Consider the following 22,741-nt stretch of genomic DNA (forward strand, 5'->3'; position numbering starts at 1 on the left):
GGACACGTGAACGTAGAGGTGACGCCGCTCCCAGGCATCGGTGTACGCAAGGACTTCGCGCTGCGCAACGGACGGCGCGTCGGCGTCGTCTCCCATCGCGACGGCCAGATCGAGCTGATCATCTCCCACGTCGACGACCCGGACGCCTCGCTCGCCGAGGTCCCGCTCGCGCCCGACGAGGCCGGGGCGCTGGCCAACCTGCTCGGCGGGCCGCAGCTCGTCGCCCAGCTCACCGACGAGCACCGGGAGCTGCCGGGGATCCACACCCGGCAGATCCCGGTCGGGCCGCCGTTCGACGGGCGCACGCTGGGCGACACCGCCCTGCGCACGCGCACCGGGGTGTCCGTCGTCGCGGTGATGCGCGCGGGCCAGGTCCACCCCTCGCCCACCCCCGACTTCACGCTGACCGCGGGCGACCTCATGGTCACCGTCGGCACGACCGAAGGGCTCGACAACGCCGTCGCGATCCTGAAGAAGGGCTGACGCGTGGAGGAATCGGCCCTGCACCTGCTCGAGCTGGGTGCGGTGTTCTTCGTGCTCGGGCTGCTGGGCCGGCTCGCGGGCCGGATCGGGCTCTCCCCGATCCCGCTCTACCTGATCGGCGGGCTGGCGTTCGGCAACGGCGGGATCATTCCGCTGGGCGGCATCGAGGAGTTCACGAGCCTCGCGGGCGAGGTCGGCGTCGTGCTGCTGCTCCTGCTGCTCGGGCTGGAGTACTCCGCGGCCGAGCTCGTCACCGGGCTCAAGCGGTCGTGGACGGCGGGGCTGCTCGACATCGTGCTCAACGCCGCGCCGGGCGTCGCCGTCGCGCTGATCCTGGGCTGGGGCCCGGTCGGGGCGCTGGTGCTCGGCGGCGTCACCTACATCTCCTCGTCCGGGATCATCGCGAAGGTCCTCGGCGACCTCGGCCGCCTCGGCAACCGCGAGACCCCGGTGGTGCTGTCGATCCTCGTGTTCGAGGACCTCGTGATGGCCGTCTACCTGCCGATCCTCACCGCGGTGCTGATCGGGGTGTCGCTCGTCGGCGGGCTCACGGCGGTCGCGGTGTCGGTGGCGGTGCTCGCCGTCGTGCTGCTGGTGGCGCTGCGCTACGGCCGCTACGTCTCCGCGCTCGTCGACTCCCCCGACCGCGAGGTCTTCCTCCTCAAGGTGCTCGGACTCGCCCTGCTCGTCGCCGGGTTCGCGCAGGCCATGCAGGTCTCCGCGGCCGTCGGGGCGTTCCTGCTCGGCATCGCGATCTCCGGGTCCACCGCGGAGAACGCCACCAAGCTGCTGGAGCCGCTGCGCGACCTGTTCGCCGCCGTGTTCTTCGTCGTGTTCGGCCTCAACACCGACCCGGCGTCGATCCCTCCGATGCTGGGCTGGGCCGTCGTGCTCGCCGTCTCCACCACCGCCACGAAGATCGCGACGGGCTGGTGGGCGGCGCGGAGACAGGGCATCGGGCCGCTCGGCCGGGCCCGGGCCGGGGCCGCGCTCGTGGCCCGCGGGGAGTTCTCGATCGTCATCGCGGGACTGGCCGTGAGCTACGCGGCCGTCGACGACCGGCTCGCCGCCCTCGCCACGACCTACGTCCTGCTGATGGCCGTCATCGGTCCGGTCGCGGCCCGGGTGGTGGAACCGGTGGTGCGGAGGCTCCGCCGCAGTCCGGCCCCGGTCGCGGCGGTCCCGGCCACGGGCCCCTGACCCCCCGCTCCGCCCCCACCCGGCGAGTTTGCCGCCCCCACCCGGCGAGTCTGCCGCCTGCGCCCCGCGAGTTTGCCGCCCCCACCCGGCGAGTTTGTGGCCTACGCCCGGCGAGTTGGCCGCCCCCACCCGGTGAGTCCGCCGATGACGCCCTCATCCCCGGACGCGATCGGCAAAGACGCCGTGCCCCGGCGGAAAACTCGCGGGGGTGGGGTCAGTCGCGGGCGGCGAGGGCCGCCTCGTAGAGGTCGCGCTTGCCCACCCCGGCCGCCCCGGCCACCGCGGCGACGGCGTCCTTGAGGCGCTCGCCGTCGGCCACCCGCTCGGCGACGGCGTCGACGAGCGACTCCACGGGCGGCGCGGTCGTCGGCGCGGCCCCGGCCAGCACCACCGTGATCTCACCGCGCACCGGGCCCTCCCGCGCCCACGCGGCCAGCTCGGCCAGCGGCCCGCGCAGGACCTCCTCGTGCTTCTTCGTCAGCTCCCGGCACACCGCGGCGCGCCGGTCGGCGCCGAGGACGGTGACGGCGGCGGCGAGGGTGTCGGCCAGGCGGTGCGGCGACTCGAAGAACACCGTGGCGCGCGGCTCGGCGGCAAGGGTCTGCAGCCACCGCGTCCGCTCCCCGCCCCGGCGCGGCGCGAAGCCCTCGAAGCAGAACCGCTCCACGGGCAGGCCGGACAGCACGAGCGCCGTCGTGACCGCCGACGGGCCGGGCAGGCAGGTCACCGGCAGGTCCTCGGCGGCGGCCGCGGCGACGAGCCGGTAGCCGGGGTCCGACACCGCGGGCATCCCGGCGTCGGAGACGAGCAGCACGGTGCGGCCGCCGCGCACGTCGTCGAGCAGGCCGGGCAGCCGGGCCGCCTCGACGGCGTCGTAGTGGCTGATCACCTTCCCGGTGACGGTGACGCCGAGTGCCGCGGCGAGCGACCGGAAGCGCCGCGTGTCCTCCGCCGCGACGACGTCGGCGCGGCCGATCGCGTCGACGAGCCGGGCCGACGCGTCGCGCGCGTCACCGAGCGGGGTGGCCGCCACGAGCAGCATCCCGGGGGCCCCGGCGTCGGTCGACATGTGGCCCACCCTACGAGCGGCCTACCATCTGCCGGGTGACCGACCGCTCCCTCGCCGCGCGCCCCCGCGTCGCGACGGTGCCGGTCGACGACCGGGCGCCCACGCCGGGCAGCCGTCCGCTCGGCCCGGAGCCCCCGCTGTCCCCCGCGCCACCGGTCACCCCGGCGCTCCTCGGGGCCCCGCCGCCGACCGACCGCGTCCGCGGCTGGGTCGTCGCGATCGGGCTGGCGCTGGTCGCGCTCGTCGTGCGGTTCGTCGACCTGGGCCGCGTCACCGACGGCGGCACCCCGGTCTTCGACGAGAAGCACTACGTGCCGCAGGCCTGGCAGATGCTGCGCAACGGCGGCGTCGAGGACAACCCCGGCTTCGAGCTGATCGTGCACCCGCCGCTGGGCAAGCAGCTCATCGCGATCGGCGAGCTGCTGTTCGGCTACGACGGGTTCGGCTGGCGGGCGTCGGCCGCGTTCACCGGCGTGCTCGCGGTCCTGATCATCGTGCGGGTCGCGCGGCGGCTCACCCGCTCGACGCTGCTCGGCGCCGTCGCGGGCGTGCTCCTGATCTGCGACGGGCTCTCGCACGTGCAGTCGCGGATGGGCATGCTCGACGCCTTCGCCGCCCTGTTCGTGCTCGCCGCGTTCGCCACCCTGGTCCGCGACCGCGACGACGTGCGCGAGCGGATGGCCCTCGTCGTCGCCCAGGGCCGGATCGGCGACACCCCGTACGGGCCGCGGCTGGGCTGGCGCTGGTGGCGCCTGGCCACCGGGGTGCTGCTCGGGCTGGGCTGCGCGGTCAAGTGGTCGGGCCTGTACTGGCTGGCCGCGTTCGCCGTGCTCGCGGTGCTCTGGGACCTCACCGCGCGGCGCTCCGCGGGCGTCGAGCGGCCGGTCAAGGGCACGATCGTCCGCGATCTCGCCCCCGCGCTGTGGGCGCTGGCCCTGGTCCCGGTGCTGGCGTACCTGTCGGGCTGGTGGGCGTGGTTCGGCAGCGAGACCGCGATCGACCGGTACGCCACCGGCGGGCCGTCGTTCCTGCCCGGGGCGCTGCGCGCGCTCGTCTTCTACAGCGGCCACGTCCTGGACTTCCACGCCGGTCTCACCACCGCCGTCAGCGGCGAGCACCCGTGGGAGTCGAAGCCGTGGACGTGGCCGATGGGGCTGCGGCCGATGCTCTACTACTTCGCCTCCGGCGAGCAGGTCGTCGGCTGCGGCACGAACGACTGCGTCAGCGCCGTCATGCTCGTCGGCACCCCGGCGCTGTGGTGGCCCGCGTTCGGCGTGCTGGGGTTCGCGATCTGGCGCGTCGCGACCCGCCACGACTGGCGCTACGCCGCCGTGCTGGTCGGGTACGGGGCGGGCATCGTCCCGTGGTTCCTCAACATCGACCGCCAGATGTACTTCTTCTACATGGCGCCGGTCGTGCCGTTCCTGGTGCTGGGCACGGTGCTGGTGATGGGCGAGATCCTCGGCCGGGCCGACGCCCCGCGCGAGCGCCGGCAGACCGGGATCCTGCTCGTCGGGCTGTGGGTCGGGCTGGTCGTCGCCAACTTCGCCTGGATGTGGCCGATCATGAACGGCCTGCCGATCACCCAGGAGATGTGGGACGCCCAGCTCTGGCTGCCGTCCTGGCGGGCGAAGGGCTAGCAGCCCGCGGTCCCGCGGTGCACCGGATCGACGGCCAGCGTCACCGGCTCGATCCGCGAGACCAGCACGCAGCCGCCGGTCCGGACCTCCACCTCGTCGACGCCGCGGAACGCGACCCCGCCGGGCCCCGCGCCCTCGGGGTCGCCCTGCCACACCAGCGACTCCTGCTCGAACGGGCCCGCGCCCGCGCGCAGCACGACCCGGAACACCGGGTCGATCGTGAACGCCGCGCCCTCCTGCACCACCAGCCGCCGGTCCCCCGACGCCACCTCCACGACGGCCGAGCGCGGGTCGTCCAGGCCGATCGCGAGCCAGGCCGTGAGCCCCCACCCGACCGCGAGGATCCCGCCCACCACCAGCACGAGCAGCCGGAGCGCGAACACCCGCACCGCGACGGCCAGCGCCGCGGTGACCAGCACGATCGTCAGCAGCACCGTCCCGGCGACGAACCACTGCACGTGGCGGAGGTGGAACGGGTCGAGCACGGCGAGCCCGGCGAGGAGGGCGGCGAGGATCGCGCACGCCGCGAGGACGGCGGCACGGCGCAGGGTGGTCATCCGGGGAGGCTAGAGCGGGGGCACGGGGGCGGGACCACGCAGGACCCGTTCGGCGCGGCCCCCGGCCCGCGCGGCGAAGCTGCAGTCGCGACCGGCCCGCTTCGCGGCGTACAGCGCGGCGTCGGCCGCGCGCAGCAGCGCCTCTCCCCCACCCCCGACCACCTCCGCCGCAGCCACGCCGACCGACATCGTCTGGCCGTCGACGAGGTCGGCGAGACGGGCCGGGGTGGCCGCGCGGAGCCGCTCGGCCGCGGCTCGCGCACCGGCGTCGTCGGTCCCGGGGAGCAGGAGGCAGAACTCCTCGCCACCGAGGCGGACGGCGACGTCGCCGATCCCGGCGTGCTCGCGCAGCAGCTCGCCCACCCGGCTCAGCACCCGGTCCCCCACGGCGTGGCCGAACCGGTCGTTGATCGACTTGAAGTGGTCCAGGTCGCACAGCACGACCGCGATCCCCTCCGGGTGCCGGGCCAGGTCGTCGAGCACCGCCTCCAGGTCGCGGCGGTTCCGCAGCCCGGTGAGCGCGTCGTGGTGGGCCTGATGCTCCAGCTCCGAGCGGTGCCGCGCGACCGCGAGGGCCGCCGTGGCCTGGTCGGCGAGCAGCAGCAGCTCCCGCTCGGTCTGGGCGTCGGGACGCAGCCCGTCCTCCGGGTCGTCGAGGACCAGCAGCCCGACGAGCAGGCCGCCGGGCCCGCGCAGCGGCACCAGCAGCCAGTCGTGGCTCCAGGCCCGCGATCCCCGGCGCCCGCGCTCCGCCGGGCGCTCGTGGGTCCGGAGGAACCAGGCCCGCTCCACCGTCCGGCACCCGGCGTCGGCGGACGGACCCGGCCGGTCGAGCGCCGCCAGCACCGACTGCAGCGGGATGCGGGTCGTGCGGGCGCGGCCGGCCACCGGGACCAGCCACTCCCCCCGGCACACGTACGCCGTCACCGAGCCGAACCCGAACGCCTGCGTCGCGACGGCGCAGACCCCGTCGAGCACGGCGGCGTCGCTCGTGCGGGCCCCGAGGCGGGCCGAGAACCCGGCCAGGGCCATCAGCACGTCGCGGTGGCGCGCGGCCGCCCGGTTGCGCTGGGCCGTGTCGAGCGCGAGCGCGGCGTGGGCGCTCACGGCGACCAGCATCTGCAGCTCCGCGTCGGTGGGTCGGCACCCGGAGGCCGGCTGGTCCACCGACAGCAGGCCCAACGGCTCCCCCGACGGGGACCGCAGCGCCATGATCAGGCCGTCCTCGGGCTGCCAGTCCCCGGACGCGGGCGACGTCGGGGTGTAGGTGGTCCCCAGGTCGTCCCACACCGCGTCGCCCCCGGTCAGGAAGTAGACCCCCGGGAGGAGCTCGAACTCCGGCCGCAGCAGCTCCTCGTGCAGCACCTCGTAGGAGTTGGTGGTGTACATCAGGGCGGCGCGCGCGTCGGCGTCACCGAGCACCAGGACGACCTCGTAGTCGTGCCACGCCGGGCGGTACACGTTCACCGCGACGGCGCCGTACCCGAGCACCGACTGCACGGTGTCGGCCACCGCGACGAGCGTGTCGGACACCGACCGGTCCCGCCCGGTCCGGGCGAGCGCGAGCAGCGCCTCCAGCCACCGCGCGGCCACCGGCCCGCCCTCCGCTGCCGTCATGCGCAGACCGTGGCACAGGCCCGCCGCCGGACCAAGCGAGGGCGGCGCTCGGCCCCGACCGCCCACCACGGGCCTGCGGCGCTGCCGCGCGGCGGCCGAGACGACGAAACGGCCTGGTCGGTGGATGCGGATGCACCCCGACCAGGCCGTTCGGTGGTGGAGCTGAGGGGAATCGAACCCCTGACCTCTTCGATGCGAACGAAGCGCGCTACCAATTGCGCCACAGCCCCGGTGCCCGCCGAGGCGGACCTGAGAAACCCTACCAGCCGCTCACTCGCCCGCCGCACGGCGGTAGTCGGGGCGGACGGGACCCTCGAGATCGTGCAGGGCCGGGTCGTCGAGGTCGTCGCCGACGACCGTGGTCCCGGCCGGGACGGCGGGCGGCGGGGCCGGCGTGAGGCGCGGGAGGGCGGGCTGCTCGGCCGCGTCGGCGCCCGTGACGCGCAGCGGCCCGATCGGCTCGCCGGTGCCGGTGACGCGGTCCGGGTCGTCGTCGGCGGGCACGACCTCGTCGAGCTCGTCGTCGGCGTCGTCGACCTCGTCCTCGCGGCCGTCGCCGTCGCGGGCGGCCGGGCGGGCGGCCTCCTGGCCGCGGCGCGCCCACTCGTCGAGCTCGGGGTCCTCGGCCGCGGGCGGACGGCGGGTGCCCGCCATGCGCGCGGCGCGGCGGTCTCGGATCGCCTCCTCCATCTTGACCTGCCGGCGCAGGTAGACCAGGTAGCCGACGAGCGCGATCCCGGCGACGGCGGTGAGCCACCACAGCGCGGGCACGGCGATCACGGCGATCAGGGCGGACAGGCCCGTGGTGACGAGCAGACCCAGCACCACCCGCTGGCGGAAGGCGTAGCGGGCGCGGGCGGTGATCGCCGCGGCCTCCGGGTCGAAACCGCCGCGGCCGGGGCGGTAGCGCGGGGCAGGGCGCTCCCAGCCGTCGTCGTACCCGTCGGCGCCGTATCCGTCGGCGTACCCCTCGGCGTACCCCTCGGCGTCGTAGCCCTCGGCGTCGTCGTGGTCCTCGTACGCGTCCGGCCCGTGGTCGTCGTCGGGCACCACGTCGTCGGTCTCGTGCGGGGCCGTGCGGGCCGCGGGGATCCGCGAGGACACCTCGAGCCGCGTCGAACCGCGTGCGTCGTCGTCGGACTCGTCCACGTCGTCCACCTCCTGGATCCGGTACCGGCGCTGGGGCCGGTCGAGCACCCGCCCGGAGAGGGCGGCGTAGCTGGGCCGGGCCACCTCCTGCTGGTGTCGCGCCACCGCCGGCACGAGGATCAGCAACCAGAGCACGACCAGCCCGACGAAGATCAACGAGCTGGGCACTGGCAGCCTCCTCCCCGTCGGCGCGAGGGGCGACTCCAGGGCCCTCCGCGGCCGAAGATCGCTCCCGGACACCACGGTAGTGAGGGAAGGCGGCGGAATCGCTCAACGACGCGCCGTGACCGTGAGGTTCACCCCAGGGTCGGCAGGGGCCCGTGTGACTCGTGTGGGTGATCAGGCGCGTTCGGCGCGCCCCGATGAGACCAACCGGCCGGCCAGGCCGCCGGGCGGGACCTCCTCGGCGGTCAGCGCGAAGCAGAGGTGGTCGCGCCAGGCCCCGTCGACGTCGAGGTAGCGGCGGAAGAGCCCCTCCTCGCGGAAGCCCAGCTTGACCAGCACCCGGCGGCTGGCGACGTTCTCGGGCCGGACGGTCGCCTCGATGCGGTGCAGCCCGGCCGGCCCCAGGCAGTGGTCGACGGCGAGCGCGACGGCCGCCGTGGTCACCCCCGACCCCGTGACGCCCCGGTCGCACCAGTAGCCGACGTACGCCGACAGCAGCGGCTCGCGCACGACGTTGCCGATCATGACGTGCCCGGCGAGGCGCCCGTCGAGGGTGATCGCGAAGGGCAGCGCGGTGCCCTTGCGGGCCGCCGAGCGCAGCAGCATCCAGCGGCCGGGCCACTCCGCCGAGGAGTGCCGCTGCGCCCACGTGCCCGGCATCGTCGGTTCCCACGGCGCGAGGTGGGCCTCGTCGCGCAGGCGCAGCGCCGACCACGCGGCGCCGTCGAGCAGCCGCACCGGACGCAGCTCCACCACCCCGGCGCCGACCCGCAGCGCCCCCAGGCGAGCGGGCCATCCCGGGTGCCGCCCCCCGGCCGGGAACGGGGCGGCCATCAGGGCCGGGCCATCACGCGGGCGCGGGCAGGAACGCGACGGTGACGACCTCGTCGACGGTGGCCTCGGTGACGTCCTCGCCCACGACGATCAGCCCGTTGGACTCCCCCAGCGACGACAGCAGGTGCGTGCCGGAGGTGCCCAGGGGCTGCACCAGGTACTCCCCGGTGGCCTGCTCGCGCAGCAGGCGGGCGCGCAGGTAGCCGCGCCGACCGGGGCGCGAGGAGATCGGCGACGTGAGCCGGGCCGTCATGGTGCGCCGGTAGGGATCGGGCCGGCCCAGCGCCGTGCGCAGCAGCGGCCGCACGAACACCTCGAACAGCAGCAGGGCGGTGGCCGGGTGGGACGGGAAGATGAACGTCGGCACCCCGTCGGGGCCGAGCCGTCCGAAGGCCTGCGTCGAGCCGGGATGCATGGCGACGCGCGTGGCGTCGAGGTCGCCGAGGCCCGACAGCGCCGCGTGCACCTCCGCGCCCGCGTGCCCGCCCGCCGCCCCGCAGACCACGATGACGTCGCTGAACGGCAGCCGGTCCTGCATCGCGGCGCCGATCTCGCGCGCGTCGCCGCGGACGAGCCCGGCCTTGCCCGTCTCGGCCCCCGCGTCGCGGGCGGCGGCCGAGAGCGCGTGCGAGCAGACGTCGGCGACCTGCCCGGCCCCCGGCGTGCGGGCCACGTCGACCAGCTCGTCGCCGACGGAGATGATCGAGACCCGCGGCCGCGGGTGCACGAGCAGCTTGTCGCGGCCCGCGGCGGCCAGCAGCCCCACCTGCGTCGGGCCGACGATCGCGTCGCGGCGCACCGCCACGTCACCGGGCTGCACGTCCTCCCCGACGCGCCGGACGAACGCCGCGGACGGCACCCCCCGCGTCGCGACGAGCCGCGCGGACCCGCCGTCGGTGTAGCCCAGGGGGACGACCGCGTCGGCGAGCGTGGGCAGCGGGGCCCCCGCCGTGACGCGGACGGCCTGACCGGGCTGCAGGCGCAGCGGCTGCCGGGACCCGGCCGGGATCTCCCCGACCACCGGCAGCGACGCCGGCTCCGCCTCCGACGCCCCGACCAGGTCGACGCTGCGCACCGCGTAGCCGTCGACGGCGGCCTGGTCGAACCCGGGCAGCGGCCGCGACACGACCACCTCCTCGGCGCACCGCAGGCCGTATGCCTCGGAGATCGACACCCGTACGGGTGCCGGGCGGACCACCCCGTCGAGGATCCGTGTGAGCTGCTCGTCGACCGTGCGCATGGGAGCTCAGTCCGCCAGGCGCGCGGCCAGCCAGGTGCGCAGCTCGGGGCCGTAGTCAGAGTGCTCCAGGGCGAAGTCGACGAACGCGCGGACGTAGCTGCCCGGGTTGCCGAGGTCGTGTCGGCCGCCGCGGTGGACGACCACGTGGACCGGGTGGCCCTCGGAGATCAGCAGCGCGATCGCGTCGGTGATCTGCAGCTCGCCACCGGCGCCGGGGGTGATGCGGTCGATCGCGTCGAACACGGCGACGTCGAGCAGGTAGCGCCCGGCCGCGGCGAAGGTCGACGGGGCGTCGGCCGCGGCGGGCTTCTCGACCATGCCGTGGACCTGCTTGACGTCCGGGTCGTCGGTGTCGCTGACGTCGAAGACGCCGTAGGCGGAGATCTCCTCGCGCGGGATGTCGAACGCGCACAGCACGCTCCCGCCGAACTGCTCGCGCACCGCGGCCATCCGGCTCAGGACACCGGTGGGCAGCACCAGGTCGTCGGGCAGCAGCACCGCGAACGCCTGCTCGTCGTCGGCCAGCGCGCCGCGGACGCAGCCGATCGCGTGACCCAGCCCCAGCGGCTCGTCCTGGGTGACGGTGCGGACGTCGAGCAGCTCATGGGCCCGGCGCACCTTCGCGACCAGGTTCTCCTTGCCGCGGGCGGCGAGGGTCTTCTCCAGCTCGGAGGAGTCGGCGAAGTGCGCGGCGACGGCGTCCTTGCCCGGCGAGGTGACGATGAGCAGCTGCTCGGCACCGGCCTCGGCCGCCTCGGCGGCGACGAGCTCGATGCCCGGGGTGTCGACGACGGGCAACAGCTCCTTGGGCACGGTCTTCGTGGTGGGCAGGAACCGGGTCCCCAGGCCTGCGGCGGGGACCACGGCCGACCGGAAGGGCGTCGCTGTCATGGGCACGAACCTTATCCGCGCCGGTAGCGTGCCCGCGTGACGGCACGCACTGACGATCACGACCAGTCCTCCAAAGATGTGTGGCGGGAGCGGATCCTGCGTGCTCGCAAGGCGCTCGACCCGGCCGTCCGGACCCGGCGGGCCGCCGACCTCACCCGCGGTGCGCTCGCCCTGGCCGCGGCCACCGGCGGTCCCGTGTGCGCCTACCTGCCGATCGGCACCGAGCCCTGGTCCGCCGACGGCGTCGACGCGCTGCGGGCCGCCGGGCACGAGGTGCTGCTGCCGGTGGTGCCGGGCGCCCCCGGCCCTCTGGACTGGGCCCGCCACGACGGCCCCGGCTCGCTCGCCCCGGGACCCATCGGCCTGCGCGAACCGTCAGGCCCGCGCCTGGGCCCCTCGGCGATCACCCGGGCGCGGCTGGTGCTCGTGCCGGGGCTGGCCGCGGACCGCGGCGGGGTGCGCCTCGGCCGGGGGAAGGGCCACTACGACCGCACGTTGCCGCTGGTGACCCCCGGTGTGCCGATCGTGATCGTGATCGACGACGACGAACTCGTGGACGCGCTGCCCGCCGAACCGCACGACCACCCGATGTCGGCCGCGCTGCTCCCCCGCGCCGGGCACACGCTCCTCGGGAAGAACGGCTGACGATCGCGGGTTATGCTGGCACTCAGTGCGCGAGAGTGCCAAGACGTCCCGGGAAGGACCACGAGCGTGCCCACCTACCAGTACGCCTGCACCGCCTGCGACCACCGGTTCGAGGCCGTGCAGTCGTTCTCCGATGCGTCGCTGACCGTGTGCCCGGAGTGCTCGGGTGCGTTGCGCAAGGTCTTCTCCTCGGTCGGGATCGTGTTCAAGGGCAGCGGCTTCTACCGCACCGACAGCCGGTCCGGTGCCGTGCCCGGCGGCGACCCCAAGCCCGCCTCGTCGTCGAGCGAGGGCTCGAGCGGTGAGAAGAGCGGCGGCGAGAAGAAGTCGTCGGAGAGCACCGGCGCCAAGAAGGACTCGGGTTCGTCCTCGTCCACATCCTCCACGAGCTCCCCGGCACCGGCAGCCGCCAAGAGCTGAGTTGTCCACATCGCGGTGGCTCCGTCCACAGGCGGCGTGATCGATCCCCGTCCGGCCTGACGCCGCCCTAGCGTCGTCGGCATGAGCGACGACCCACCGCGACGCGTCCCCCGCCTCCTCGCCCCGCTCGGGGCCCCGGGCTGGCGGCGCACGGCGCTGCTGCGCCGCGCCGGGGCGGGCCTCCTCACGGTGCTGGCCCTGGCCCTGGCGCTCGCCCCGCAGGCCCGCGGCACCCCGGTCGTCGTCGCCGCGTCCGACCTCGCCGCCGGTTCCACGCTCGCCGCCGACGCGCTCGTCGTCCGGGAGTGGCCGCGCGAGCTCGTGCCCGCAGGGGCGGTGCCGGCCGTCGCCGACGCCGCCGGGCGGGTGCTCGTGGGCGCCGCGCGGGCGGGCGAGCCCCTCACCGACGCGCGGCTCACCGGCGACTCGGCACTGCCCGGCGACGCCGCCGCGGTACCGGTCCGCCTCGCCGACCCCGACGTCGCCCCGCTGCTGGTCGCGGGCCGCCGCGTCGACGTCGTGACGCTCGGCGAGCGGGCGGGCGAGCCGCTCGTGCTGGCCTCCGACGCGGAGGTCGTCACCGTCCTCCCCGGGCCGCTGGTGCTGGTCGCGATGCCGCGCGGCCTCGCCACGCGGGTCGCCGCTGCCGCCCTGTCGGACCAGGTCGCGGTTACGCTCCGCTGATCTCACCGACCACCGAGGAGGCACGATGATCAAGGGTTTCAAGGACTTCATCCTGCGCGGCAACGTCGTCGACCTCGCCGTCGCCGTCGTCATCGGCACGGCGTTCGCGTCGATCGTGTCGTCCTTCACCGACGGCATCGTCCAGCCGCTGATCAACGCGGTGTCGCCGCCGGAGAGCACCGGCCTGGGCTTCTCGATCGTCGCCGGCAAGGAGAGCACCTACGTCGACTTCTCCGCCGTCATCACCGCGGCGATCAACTTCCTGATCGTGGCGGCGGTCGTCTACTTCGTGATCGTGCTGCCGCTCAACACCCTCAAGGAGCGGCGCAAGAAGGGCGAGGAGCCCGGCCCGGCCGAGCCCACCGACGTCGAGCTGCTCATCGAGATCCGCGACCTGCTCAAGACGCAGCAGACCCGCGGCTGAGCCTCAGCGGTCGTGGTGCGGGGGGCGGTCGGCGAGCAGTTGGGCGTCGTTGCTGTCCGGGGAGGGGTCGCGCTCGTCGCCGGTGGTGTCGGGGAGCGCGTCGCCGAACACCGCGGCGAGCCGGCGGCGGACGGCGTCGGACAGGCCGGAGTCCGGCGGATCGGCGTCCGGCGGTCCGGCGGCGTCCGCGGGGCCGGGGGTCCGGTCGGGCACGGCGGTCCCTAGTCGTCGAGCCCGGACAGCTCGGCGATCACGTGGGCGACCAGCGGCGTCAGGGTGGCCATGCCGTCGCGGACGGCGGCCCGGGACGGCGCCAGGTTCACCACGAGCGTGCTGCCCGAGACACCGACCAGCCCGCGGGAGAGCCCGGCGTCGACGGCACCCGCCGCCAGACCGGACGCCCGGATGGCCTCGGCGATGCCCGGGATCGGGCGGTCGAGGACGCCCGCGGTGGCGTCGGCGGTGACGTCGCGCGGCGACACACCGGTGCCTCCGACGGTCACGACGAGGTCGACACCGCCGATCACCGCGGTGTTGAGCGCGTTGCGGATGGCCACCGGGTCACCGGGCACGACCACCGCCGCGTCGACGACGAGCCGGGCCTCCTCGAGCAGCTCCGTGACCAGGGGACCGATCGAGTCCTCGCGCTCGCCGTGGCTCACGCGGTCGTCGACGATGACGACCAGAGCACGACCGATCTGAGGCGGCGCCATTTCCATGCGCTCACCGTAGCGGCCTTACCGATCGCGAACCCCGCAGGCCGGACTGGTCCGCCCGGCCTAGCCTCACGACGGTGCGCATCCTGATCACGGGCGGGGCGGGCTTCGTCGGCTCGCACGTCGCCGACCACCTCTCCTCCGACGGCCACGACGTCGTCGTGCTCGACGCGCTGCTCCCCCAGGCGCACGACGGTGCGCCGGGGTGGACGCGCGACCACGAGTTCGTCGAGGGCGACGTCCGCGACCCCGACCTGCTCGCCCGGCTGCTGCCCGGCGTCGACGCCGTGTGCCACCAGGCGGCGATGGTCGGGCACGGCGTCGACCCGTCCGACGCGCCCGCGTACGCGAGCCACAACGACCTCGGCACCGCGGTGCTGCTGGCCGCGATGCACGCGGCGGGGATCGGGCGGCTCGTCCTCGCGGGGTCGATGGTCGTCTACGGCGAGGGCGCGTACACCTGCGCCGAGCACGGCCCGGTGCGCCCGGGCCCGCGCCGCTTCGCCGACATCGACGCCGGGCGGTTCGAGCCGCCGTGCCCGGTGTGCGGCGCGCCGCTGGAACCCGGGCTGGTGGGCGAGGACGCCCCGCTCGACCCGCGGTCGACCTACGCCGCGACGAAGCTCGCGCAGGAGCACCTGGCGTCCGCGTGGGCGCGGCAGACCGGCGGGTCGGTGTGGTCGCTGCGCTACCACAACGTCTACGGCCCGCGGATGCCCCGCGACACCCCCTACGCCGGGGTCGCGTCGATCTTCCGGTCGGCGCTGGAGCGCGGCGAGGCCCCCCGCGTCATGGAGGACGGGCGGCAGCGGCGCGACTTCGTGCACGTCACCGACGTGGCCGCGGCCAACGTGCTCGCGCTGGGCACCGACCCGGCCGAGGGCACGCTGGTGCCGGTGAACGTCTGCTCCGGCGAGCCGCACACCATCGGCGACCTCGCCGTCGCGCTGGCGGCGACCATCGACGGCCCGCCGCCGGTGATCGTCGGCGGGGCCCGCCCCGGCGACGTGCGGCACGTCGTCGCCGACCCCGCCCGGGCCCGCACCCTGCTGGGCTTCCACGCCCGGACCGGGTTCGCCGAGGGGGTGCGGGACTTCGCCACCGCGCCCCTGCGCTCCCCCGTCGGGGCGAGCTGACGGTTCACCGCGCCAACGGCAGCCGCACCTCGAACCGGCACCCCGGCCCGTGGTTCCGGGCGTCGATCTCCCCGGAGTGCGCCTCCACGAGCCCCCGCGCGATGGCCAGGCCCAGCCCGCTGTGGCCCTCGCCGTCGGGGGTGCGGGCGTCCTCGCCGCGGAAGGCGACCTCGAAGACCCGCCCGAGGTCGTCGGCGGGGATGCCGCCGCAGCCGTCGTCGACGCGCAGCCAGGCGCGGTCGCCGACCACCCCGGCCGCGACGACGACCGCACCGTCGGGCGGCGTGTGCCGGATCGCGTTGGACAGCAGGTTGCGCACGACGCGGGCGAGCTCCGGGTCGCTGCCGAGCACCACCGGCCACTGGCTGTCGGCCGCCGCCTCGACGCGCACGCCCTTCCGCGACGCCGCCACCCCCTCGACCGCGACGGCCTCGGAGACCACCTCGTGCAGCGGCACCTCCGACAGCGTCAGCGTCAGCGCGCCGGAGGTGATGCGCGAGAGCTGGAACAGGTCGTCGACCATCCCGGACAGGCGCACGGTCTCGCCGCGGATCCGGCGCGCGTACTCGGCGACCTCGTCGGGGTCGGAGACGACGCCGTCGGTCAGGGCCTCGCTCATCGCGCGGATCCCGGCGAGCGGGGTGCGCAGGTCGTGGCTGATCCAGGCCACCAGCTCGCGGCGCGACGCCTCGGCGACGCGCTCGGCGTCGTGGGCCTCGTGCAGCCACATCACGTCGTTGGCGATGCCGCGCCCGAGCATGAGCGCCGCGGGCACCGTGAACGCGGCCACCACCGCGCACACGACGAGGAACCCGCCCAGCTGCGGGGTGTACATGAACCCGCTGACGCCGATCACGCCGGCGAGGGTCGCGAGGACCGGCACCAGCACCAGCACGGTGACGGCCGCGGTGATCGAGTTGCGCCGCATCCGCGTCAGCAGCAGCGCGCCCAGCAGGGCGACCGGCACGGAGAACGCCAGCGCCAGCGGCACCGACGCCAGCAGCATCTCCATCACGGGGAACCGTCGTAGCGGTAGCCGACGCCCCACACGGTCGCGATCCGGACCGGTGACGTCGGGTCGATCTCGATCTTCTCGCGCAGCCTGCGGACGTGGACGGTGACGGTGGACTGGTCGCCGAAGTCCCAGCCCCAGACGCGCTCGAGCAGCTCGGCGCGGGTGAACGCCTGGCCGCGGCGGCGGACGAGGAAGGCGAGCAGGTCGAACTCGCGGACGGTCAGGGCGAGCTCGCGGTCGCCGATCGACGCGCGCCGCCCGGGGATGTCGACGCTCAGCTCCCCGTCGACGACGGGCTCGACGCCGGTCTCGCGCACCGGCCGCTCCCGCGAGCGCCGCAGCACCGCCGCGACGCGCAGCACCAGCTCGCGCGGGCTGAACGGCTTGGTGACGTAGTCGTCGGCGCCCAGCTCCAGGCCGAGGACGCGGTCCTCCTCCTCGCCGAGCGCGGTGAGCATGACGATCGGGACGCCGACCGACCCCCGCCGCAACCTGCGGCACACCTCGAGCCCGCCGAGCCGGGGCAGCATGAGGTCGAGGACGACGACGTCGGGCGTCCGCTCCGCGACGGCGCGCAGCGCGGCCTCCCCGTCCCCGGCGACGTCGACGCGGTAGCCGGCCCGGTCGAGGTAACGGCTCACGACGTCGCGGACGGTCGTGTCGTCGTCCACGACCAGCGCGAGCGGGCGGTCGGTCATGACGCCGAGGCTAGCCGCGGCGCGGGGGAGTCCCTGCGGACGTCACAGAGCGGTAATCCGCTCACCCGACGTCACCGATCGGTAAGCCGTTTCACCGCGCGGCGCTCCGCCGACCGGCCTAGCTTCACGATCATGGACCAGCTCGTCGACGTGATCCTCCCCTGCCTGGACGAGGCGCAGGCGCTGCCCGGGGTGCTGCGGGCGCTGCCTCCGGGGTTCCGCCCGCTCGTCGTGGACAACGGATCGCGCGACGGCACCCCCGACGTCGCCGCGGGCCTCGGTGCGCGGGTGGTGCACGAGGCCCGGAAGGGCTACGGCGCCGCGGTGCACGCCGGGCTGGAGGCCGCGACCACCGACGTCGTCGCCTTCCTCGACGCCGACGGCTCGCTCGACCCGGCCGAGCTGCCGGGGATGGTCGCGCTGCTCGACGGGGGCACCGGGAACGCGGACCTGGTCGCCGGGCGCCGCAGGCCGCAGGGCCGCGGCGCGTGGCCGTGGCACGCGCGGGCGGGCAACGCCGCGATCTCCGCCCTGCTGCGTCGCCGGGGCGTGCCGGTGCACGACATCGCGCCGGTCCGGGTCGCCCGGCGCACCGCGCTGCTCGACCTCGGCGTCGCCGACCGCGCCTTCGGCTACCCGCTGGAGCTGCTGGTCCGCGCCGGGGCCGCCGGATGGCGGATCACCGAGGTCGACGTCGCCTACCGGCCCCGCACCGGCGGCCGCTCGAAGGTGTCGGGCTCGGTCCGCGGCACCGTCCGCGCCGCCCGCGACATGGCCGGGGTGCTGCGGTGACGGCCCTGCTCGTGCTGGCCAAGGCCCCCGTCCCCGGCCTGGTCAAGACCCGCCTGTGCCCGCCGCTGGAGCCCGCGGCCGCCGCCGACCTGGCCGCCGCCGCGCTGCTCGACAGCCTCGACGCGGCGTCGGGCGTACCCGGTGCGACGCCGGTGGCCGTGCTGACCGGTGACCCGTCGCGCGCCGCCCGCGGCCCCGAGGTGCGCGCCGCGCTCAGCGCGGTCCGGGTGGTCCCCCAGCGCGGCGACGGGCTCGGCGCCCGCATCGCCGCCGCCCACGCCGACGCCGCGGCGCTGCTGCCCGGCCGCCCGACGCTGCAGATCGGCATGGACACCCCGCAGGTCACCGCCGGCCTGCTGGCCGACGCCGCCGACCGGCTCAGCGGCGTCGACGCCGTGCTCGGCCTCGCCCTCGACGGCGGCTGGTGGGCGCTGGGCCTGCGCGACCCCGCGGCGGCGTCCCTGGTCGCCGACGTCCCGACCTCGCGCGACGACACCGGCACCCGCACCCTCGCCGCCCTGCGCGCCGCCGGGCTGCGGGTGCACCTGCTGCCCGAGCTGTCCGACGTCGACACGATCGACGACGCACTGGCCGTCGCCGCGCTCGCCCCCGGCACCCGCTTCGCCGCCGCGCTCCGGTGCCTGCCCGTCCCGGCCGGGCGCCGGTGACGACCTCCTTCGCCCGGGCTCTCGCGGGCCACGACGCCGAGCTCGTGCGCAGCGACGGCGGGACCGCCCGGCTCGACGTCGACCGGTGGCGCGGTGCGGCGGCCGGCGAGGACGCCTGGCTGATCGAGCGCTGCCGAGGGTCCACGATCGACCTCGGCTGCGGACCCGGACGGCTCGTCGAGGCCCTGGTCGCCCGCGGCATCGAGACCCTCGGCGTCGACGTGTCCCCGGAGGCGGTGGCCCAGTGCGCCGGCCGCGGCGTCCCCGTCCTGCACGCCGACGTCTTCGGGGAGCTGCCCCGCGAGGGCCTGTGGTCGCACGCGCTGCTCGCCGACGGCAACCTCGGCATCGGCGGCGACCCGGCCGCGCTGCTGCACCGCGCGGCCCGGATCGTCGAGCCGGGCGGCACCGTGATCGTCGAGCTCGATCCGGCCGAGCCGGGTCTGTGGCGCGGCGAGGCCCGCGTCCGCAGCCGCGACGACCTCACCCCGCCGTTCCCGTGGGCCTGCGCCGGGCCCGCGGCGCTCCCGGAGCTCGCGGCCGGGGCGGGCCTGCGGGCCGGGGCGCACTACCGGGGGGTGCGCCAGTTCGTGGAGCTCACCGTGCTGCGGAGCCACGCCGATGCCGGGAGGGGGTGTCGGCACCGACGCGGCCCGCTGGTCCCGGAGCGCGGGGCACCGCGCGGGACCAGGTGAACGAGACCACCCCGGCGGACGATCCGCAAGACCCGGATGGATCAGTACACACAGGACGCAACGTGCCGGACCGGACCGGCCACCGACGGTGACGTCCCCGGCGGGCCGCCCGGACGGCATCGCCCGATCGCACGCACGGGGCACGCCGCCCGGGTCAGCCGGACTCGCCGCCGAGGGTCACGTCGACCGGCTGCCCGTCCACGACGAGGGTGACGAGGTCGCCCGGGGCGTTCTCGCGGATCGCCGCGATCAGGTCGTTGCCGTTGGTGACGACCCGGTCGCCGACCCGCGTGACGACCTGTCCCTGCCGGATCCCGGCCAGCTCGGCCGGTCCGCCGGGGACGATGCTGTTGAGCACCGCGCCGCTGAGCTCCTGCGCGTTGCCCGCGTTGACGCCGGCGCCGAGGATCGCGCGGGTGGCGCGCCCGGTGTCCTCCAGCTCCTGCGCGGTGCGCCGGGCCTGGTTGACGGGGATCGCGAACCCGACGCCGATCGACCCGCCCTCCGCACCGGTCGTCGCGATCACGGAGTTGATGCCGACGACGCGGCCCTGCATGTCGGTCAGCGGGCCGCCGGAGTTGCCGGGGTTGATGGCGGCGTCGGTCTGCAGCGCGCTGAGCACCGTGGCCTCGCTGGCCCCCGACTCCTCCCCCACGCTCACGGCCCGGTCGACCGCGCTGACGATCCCGGTCGTCACCGTGCCGCCCAGCCCCAGCGGGGAGCCGAACGCGACGACCTGCTGGCCGACGCGCACCGCGTCGGAGTCGCCGAACTCGATCGGCGTCAGCCCGGAGACCCCGCGGGCGCGGATCACGGCGAGGTCGGAGCCCGGATCGAGACCGACGACGTCGGCCGGGGCGGTGCTGCCGTCCTGGAACACCGCGAGGATGGCGCCGCCGCCGGTGGAGGCCTCGACGACGTGGTTGTTGGTGAGGATCAGCCCGTCGCCCGAGAGCACCATCCCCGAGCCCTCGCCCGCGGCCGTGGGGCCCTGCACGAGCAGCCGGACGACCGACGGCAGCACCCGCTGCGCCACCGCCTCCACCGGGCTGAGGGGGGTCGTCGAGGCGTCGGGGGCGGGCAGGGGCGCGCCGAGCACCCCGGACGACCCGCCGCTCCCGCTCCCGCCGCCCGCGAGCGTGGCGCCGACGGCACCGCCCACCCCGCCGCCGAGCAGCGCGGCGACCAGGCCGACCGCGACGAGCGCACCCCGGCCGGTGCGGCGCTGCGCCGGGGGGGCCTGCGGGGGGCCGTACGCCCCCACGGCCGAGTGGGCGCCGCTGCCCTGGACGCCCCCGCCCTGGTTGCCGCCGCCCTGGTTGCCGCCGCCGTTCCCCGGGTAGGTGCCGCCGCCGTAGGCACCGCCGCCGTACCCGCCGCCGGGGGCCCCGTAGGTGCCCGGGGCCGCCGCCTGTCCGCCGCCCTGCGCGTACTGGGCCGATCCGGTGTGGGCCGACCCGGCCTGGGCCGACCCGTACTGCGCTGCTCCGTACTGGCCCGGTCCCGGCTGGCCGGATCCGTACCGGCCCGACGCCGGCTGGACCGAGCCGTACTGGCCCGATCCGTGACGGCCGTCGGTCCCGTACGGCGCACCGGGCCCGTACTGCGCGGTGGCCCCGGGCCGGACGGCCGGACCGGCGCCCTGCCCCCCCGCAGCGGCCTGCTGACCGGTCCCCGCGGCGGGCGTGCCCGGCCGGGCGTACGGGTCGGCCTCGGCGGGGGCGCCGGTGTCGGGTCGGGGGTGGAAGGTCGTCTCGGCTGCGCGATCCGGGCGGGGCTCGCCGGGGCCGGGGGTGTCGTTCGACATGACCTCACCACGTTCGGGGGCTCGCCGGTCGCGGACCCGCCACGCCAGCGTAGGACGGTCCCGACGCTACTGCCCGCTCGGCGGGAGCCCTCCCGGGGAACGGCCCGGCAGCCGCATCGCCATCAGCGCCCCGCCGCCGGGTGCCCGGCCCGCCCACACCGCGCCGAGGTGCCGCATCGCGACCTGCCGCACGATCGCCAGCCCCAGCCCGGATCCGGGCATGGTCCGGGCGCGGTCGGCCCGGTAGAAGCGGTCGAACACGCGCGGCAGGTCCTCCTCGGCGATGCCCGGCCCCTCGTCGGCCACCTCCAGCAGCACCGACCACCCGTCGAGCTGCCGCATCCGGACCGTGACCGTGCCCCCGGCGGGGCTCCACTTGACCGCGTTGTCGAGCAGGTTGAGCACCGCGCGCTCCAGCGCCGTCGAGTCGCCCATCAGCGTCCACGGCACGAGCCGGGCGTCGAACTCGACGTCGCCCGCCCGCCGCTTCACCCGCTCCAGCGCCCGGTCGACGACGTCGGTCAGCTCGACGGGCTCGTGCACCTTGAGCGGGGCGTCGTCCCTGGCCAGCTCGACGAGGTCCCCGACGAGCGTCGAGAGCTCCTCGACCTGCGCGTGGACGTCGGTGAGGATCTCGGCGCGGTCGGAGTCGGGCAGCGTCGGGGCGCCGGGACGGCTCGCCGACGCGAGCAGCTCGAGGTTGGTGCGCATCGACGTCAGCGGGGTGCGCAGCTCGTGCCCGGCGTCGGCGACGAGGCGGCGCTGCTGCTCCTGCGAGGCCGCGAGCGTGCCGAGCATCTCGTTGAAGCTGATCGTGAGCCGCGCGAGCTCGTCGGCGCCGTCGACGGGGATCGGGCGCAGGTCCCCGGTGGCCGCGACCCGCTCGGTCGCCGACGTCAGGCGCTGCACCGGCCGCAGCCCCGTGCGGGCCACCGCGATCCCGGCCAGCCCGGCCAGCACCACCCCGATCGCGCCGACGAGGGGCAGCGCGAACGCGAGCTTCGTCAGCACCTGCTGGGTCGGGTCGAGCCGCTGCCCCATCACCAGCGCGCGGCCCGGCCCCGCCTGCACCGCGACGACCCGGTACGGGTCGGTGCCGATCGACGCCGTGCGCACCGACGACGGGGCCAGCCCGCGCGCCACCTCCAGCTCCGGCCCCTCGATCGGCGGCGCGGACAGCTGTCCCTCCGCCGACTGCGCGCTGCCGTTCGCGGCGAGCAGCGCGATCCGGATGTCGCCGGCGCCCAGGACGTCGGGCGGGATCGTGGACAGCTGCAGGGGGTCGGCGAGCTCGCTCTGCGCGGCGGCGACGGCGCGCTGGAACAGGTTGGTGTCGAGCGTGGCGAGGATGTTGGAGCGCACCGTGAGGAACGCGGCGAGCGACACCAGCACCACCGCCATCGCCGCGACCAGCGCGGCGAGGATGCCGATGCGGGAGCGCAGGGAGAACCGGTCGAGCATCTCGACGCGCGCGACCGACCCGTCGGGCCTGCTCACGGCGGCGTGTCGCGCAGCACGTACCCCACCCCGCGCACGGTGTGGATCAGCCGGGTCTCGCCCTCGGCCTCGGTCTTGCGGCGCAGGTAACCGATGTAGACCTCCAACGCGTTGCCGGTGGTCGGGAAGTCGTAGCCCCACACCTGCTCGAGGATCTGCGTGCGCGACAGCACCCGGCGCGGGTTCGCGAGCAGCAGCTCCAGCAGCGAGAACTCGGTGCGGGTGAGGCTGATCGGGCGCTCGCCGCGACGGACGTCGCGGGTGTCGGGGTCCAGCGAGAGCCCGGCGAACTCGAGCACCGCGCTGTGCCCGGCCGCCGCGGCCGCGACGTCCTCGGGGGTGCGGCGGCGCAGCAGCGCGCGGAGCCGGGCGAGCAGCTCCTCCAGCGCGAAGGGCTTGGGCAGGTAGTCGTCGGCGCCGGCGTCGAGGCCGGAGACCCGGTCGGACACGGCGTCGCGGGCGGTGAGCACGAGGATCGGCAGCGCGTCGCCCGCCCCGCGCAGCCGCCGGCAGACCTCCAGGCCGTCCAGGCGCGGCATCATCACGTCCAGGACCATCGCGTCGGGCCGCTGGGCGTCGACGGCCTCGAGGGCGGCGTAGCCGTCCTCCGCCAGGTCCACCTGGTAGCCGTTGAACGCGAGTGACCGCCGCAGCGAGTCGCGCACGGCCCGATCGTCGTCGACCACGAGGATGCGCATG

Annotated in this window: 25 protein-coding genes and 1 tRNA gene; 11 read left to right on the forward strand and 15 right to left on the reverse strand. The window is 75.9% G+C overall.

Features of this window, described 5'->3' with window-relative positions:
* The first annotated feature begins 6 nt into the window (after positions 1-6).
* Both H6H00_RS04430 and H6H00_RS04435 read left to right on the forward strand, forming a co-directional pair.
* On the forward strand, positions 7-483 hold the full coding sequence (locus H6H00_RS04430) for a cation:proton antiporter regulatory subunit (protein ID WP_185720082.1): 477 nt from the start codon (positions 7-9) through the stop codon (positions 481-483).
* Positions 484-486: 3 nt separating this feature from the next.
* Positions 487-1,683, forward strand: a complete 1,197-nt coding sequence (locus H6H00_RS04435) for a cation:proton antiporter (RefSeq protein WP_185720083.1) — start codon at positions 487-489, stop codon at positions 1,681-1,683.
* A 214-nt stretch (positions 1,684-1,897) separates the two neighbouring features.
* Here H6H00_RS04435 and rsmI read toward each other — a convergent pair whose 3' ends face one another.
* Positions 1,898-2,752, reverse strand: a complete 855-nt coding sequence (rsmI, locus tag H6H00_RS04440; protein ID WP_185720084.1) for a 16S rRNA (cytidine(1402)-2'-O)-methyltransferase — start codon at positions 2,750-2,752, stop codon at positions 1,898-1,900.
* A 77-nt stretch (positions 2,753-2,829) separates the two neighbouring features.
* On the opposite strand from rsmI, the gene H6H00_RS04445 reads away from it, so the two are divergent.
* The gene (locus H6H00_RS04445) at positions 2,830-4,392 is read left to right on the forward strand and encodes a dolichyl-phosphate-mannose--protein mannosyltransferase (protein WP_221775914.1); all 1,563 of its coding nucleotides are present in this window, start codon (positions 2,830-2,832) and stop codon (positions 4,390-4,392) included.
* Here H6H00_RS04445 and H6H00_RS04450 read toward each other — a convergent pair.
* From H6H00_RS04450 to H6H00_RS04480, 7 genes are all read right to left on the reverse strand, one after another.
* Entirely contained in the window at positions 4,389-4,949 is a 561-nt protein-coding gene (locus H6H00_RS04450) for a hypothetical protein (RefSeq protein WP_185720086.1), read from the reverse strand. The genes H6H00_RS04445 and H6H00_RS04450 overlap by 4 nt on opposite strands.
* A gap of 9 nt (positions 4,950-4,958) precedes the next feature.
* Positions 4,959-6,566: a GGDEF domain-containing protein gene (locus H6H00_RS04455; RefSeq protein WP_185720087.1), complete on the reverse strand. Its 1,608-nt coding sequence runs from the start codon at positions 6,564-6,566 to the stop codon at positions 4,959-4,961.
* 154 nt (positions 6,567-6,720) lie between these two features.
* A tRNA-Ala gene (locus H6H00_RS04460) sits at positions 6,721-6,796 on the reverse strand.
* A gap of 40 nt (positions 6,797-6,836) precedes the next feature.
* The gene (sepX, locus tag H6H00_RS04465; RefSeq protein WP_185720088.1) at positions 6,837-7,883 is read right to left on the reverse strand and encodes a divisome protein SepX/GlpR; all 1,047 of its coding nucleotides are present in this window, start codon (positions 7,881-7,883) and stop codon (positions 6,837-6,839) included.
* A 171-nt stretch (positions 7,884-8,054) separates the two neighbouring features.
* A complete protein-coding gene (locus tag H6H00_RS04470) occupies positions 8,055-8,714 on the reverse strand; it encodes a GNAT family N-acetyltransferase (protein WP_185720089.1) in 660 nt (219 codons plus the stop codon).
* A 13-nt stretch (positions 8,715-8,727) separates the two neighbouring features.
* Complete coding sequence (gene glp / locus H6H00_RS04475; protein WP_185720090.1) at positions 8,728-9,954, reverse strand: molybdotransferase-like divisome protein Glp; 1,227 nt, start codon at positions 9,952-9,954, stop codon at positions 8,728-8,730.
* Positions 9,955-9,960: 6 nt separating this feature from the next.
* Positions 9,961-10,845: a UTP--glucose-1-phosphate uridylyltransferase gene (locus H6H00_RS04480; protein ID WP_185720091.1), complete on the reverse strand. Its 885-nt coding sequence runs from the start codon at positions 10,843-10,845 to the stop codon at positions 9,961-9,963.
* A 36-nt stretch (positions 10,846-10,881) separates the two neighbouring features.
* Here H6H00_RS04480 and H6H00_RS04485 point away from each other — a divergent pair, with 36 nt between their 5' ends.
* The 4 genes from H6H00_RS04485 to mscL all read left to right on the forward strand — a co-directional run bounded on the left by H6H00_RS04485 (position 10,882) and on the right by mscL (position 13,018).
* Positions 10,882-11,490, forward strand: a complete 609-nt coding sequence (locus tag H6H00_RS04485) for a 5-formyltetrahydrofolate cyclo-ligase (protein ID WP_185720092.1) — start codon at positions 10,882-10,884, stop codon at positions 11,488-11,490.
* A 66-nt stretch (positions 11,491-11,556) separates the two neighbouring features.
* Complete coding sequence (locus tag H6H00_RS04490; RefSeq protein ID WP_185720093.1) at positions 11,557-11,910, forward strand: FmdB family zinc ribbon protein; 354 nt, start codon at positions 11,557-11,559, stop codon at positions 11,908-11,910.
* An 81-nt stretch (positions 11,911-11,991) separates the two neighbouring features.
* A complete protein-coding gene (locus H6H00_RS04495; RefSeq protein ID WP_185720094.1) occupies positions 11,992-12,594 on the forward strand; it encodes an SAF domain-containing protein in 603 nt (200 codons plus the stop codon).
* 25 nt (positions 12,595-12,619) lie between these two features.
* Positions 12,620-13,018: a large conductance mechanosensitive channel protein MscL gene (mscL, locus tag H6H00_RS04500; RefSeq protein ID WP_185720095.1), complete on the forward strand. Its 399-nt coding sequence runs from the start codon at positions 12,620-12,622 to the stop codon at positions 13,016-13,018.
* Between the two features lie 3 nt (positions 13,019-13,021).
* Here mscL and H6H00_RS04505 read toward each other — a convergent pair whose 3' ends face one another.
* Positions 13,022-13,231, reverse strand: coding sequence for a hypothetical protein (locus tag H6H00_RS04505; protein WP_185722933.1), 210 nt, complete (start codon positions 13,229-13,231; stop codon positions 13,022-13,024).
* An 8-nt stretch (positions 13,232-13,239) separates the two neighbouring features.
* The gene (locus H6H00_RS04510; RefSeq protein WP_379540077.1) at positions 13,240-13,731 is read right to left on the reverse strand and encodes a MogA/MoaB family molybdenum cofactor biosynthesis protein; all 492 of its coding nucleotides are present in this window, start codon (positions 13,729-13,731) and stop codon (positions 13,240-13,242) included.
* A gap of 80 nt (positions 13,732-13,811) precedes the next feature.
* Between H6H00_RS04510 and H6H00_RS04515 the strand changes: the two genes are divergently transcribed.
* Positions 13,812-14,870, forward strand: a complete 1,059-nt coding sequence (locus H6H00_RS04515) for an NAD-dependent epimerase/dehydratase family protein (RefSeq protein ID WP_185720097.1) — start codon at positions 13,812-13,814, stop codon at positions 14,868-14,870.
* A 4-nt stretch (positions 14,871-14,874) separates the two neighbouring features.
* Here the strand turns inward: H6H00_RS04515 and H6H00_RS04520 are convergent, their stop codons facing one another.
* Together H6H00_RS04520 and H6H00_RS04525 are read right to left on the reverse strand one after the other, a co-directional pair.
* Positions 14,875-15,882, reverse strand: a complete 1,008-nt coding sequence (locus tag H6H00_RS04520; RefSeq protein WP_185720098.1) for a sensor histidine kinase — start codon at positions 15,880-15,882, stop codon at positions 14,875-14,877.
* Positions 15,882-16,583: a response regulator transcription factor gene (locus H6H00_RS04525; protein ID WP_185720099.1), complete on the reverse strand. Its 702-nt coding sequence runs from the start codon at positions 16,581-16,583 to the stop codon at positions 15,882-15,884. The genes H6H00_RS04520 and H6H00_RS04525 overlap by 1 nt, the downstream gene beginning before the upstream one ends.
* 132 nt (positions 16,584-16,715) lie before the next feature.
* On the opposite strand from H6H00_RS04525, the gene H6H00_RS04530 reads away from it, so the two are divergent.
* The 3 genes from H6H00_RS04530 to H6H00_RS04540 are packed head-to-tail and all read left to right on the forward strand — an operon-like array spanning position 16,716 to position 18,738.
* Positions 16,716-17,375 (forward strand): glycosyltransferase family 2 protein, encoded by a 660-nt coding sequence (locus H6H00_RS04530; RefSeq protein WP_185720100.1) that lies wholly within the window; start codon positions 16,716-16,718, stop codon positions 17,373-17,375.
* Positions 17,372-18,043, forward strand: coding sequence for a TIGR04282 family arsenosugar biosynthesis glycosyltransferase (locus H6H00_RS04535; protein WP_185720101.1), 672 nt, complete (start codon positions 17,372-17,374; stop codon positions 18,041-18,043). Before H6H00_RS04530 ends, H6H00_RS04535 begins: the two co-directional genes overlap by 4 nt.
* Positions 18,040-18,738, forward strand: coding sequence for a methyltransferase domain-containing protein (locus H6H00_RS04540; RefSeq protein ID WP_185720102.1), 699 nt, complete (start codon positions 18,040-18,042; stop codon positions 18,736-18,738). Before H6H00_RS04535 ends, H6H00_RS04540 begins: the two co-directional genes overlap by 4 nt.
* Positions 18,739-18,892: 154 nt before the next feature.
* On the opposite strand, the gene H6H00_RS04545 is transcribed toward H6H00_RS04540, so the two are convergent.
* The 3 genes from H6H00_RS04545 to H6H00_RS04555 all read right to left on the reverse strand — a co-directional run bounded on the left by H6H00_RS04545 (position 18,893) and on the right by H6H00_RS04555 (position 22,740).
* Positions 18,893-20,545, reverse strand: coding sequence for a S1C family serine protease (locus H6H00_RS04545; protein WP_185720103.1), 1,653 nt, complete (start codon positions 20,543-20,545; stop codon positions 18,893-18,895).
* A gap of 66 nt (positions 20,546-20,611) precedes the next feature.
* Positions 20,612-22,006 (reverse strand): sensor histidine kinase, encoded by a 1,395-nt coding sequence (locus H6H00_RS04550; RefSeq protein WP_185722161.1) that lies wholly within the window; start codon positions 22,004-22,006, stop codon positions 20,612-20,614.
* Positions 22,007-22,038: 32 nt separating this feature from the next.
* The gene (locus H6H00_RS04555) at positions 22,039-22,740 is read right to left on the reverse strand and encodes a response regulator transcription factor (RefSeq protein WP_185720104.1); all 702 of its coding nucleotides are present in this window, start codon (positions 22,738-22,740) and stop codon (positions 22,039-22,041) included.
* Between the last annotated feature and the right edge of the window lies 1 nt (position 22,741).

Source organism: Pseudonocardia petroleophila (assembly GCF_014235185.1).
GTDB classification, from domain to species: domain Bacteria; phylum Actinomycetota; class Actinomycetes; order Mycobacteriales; family Pseudonocardiaceae; genus Pseudonocardia; species Pseudonocardia petroleophila.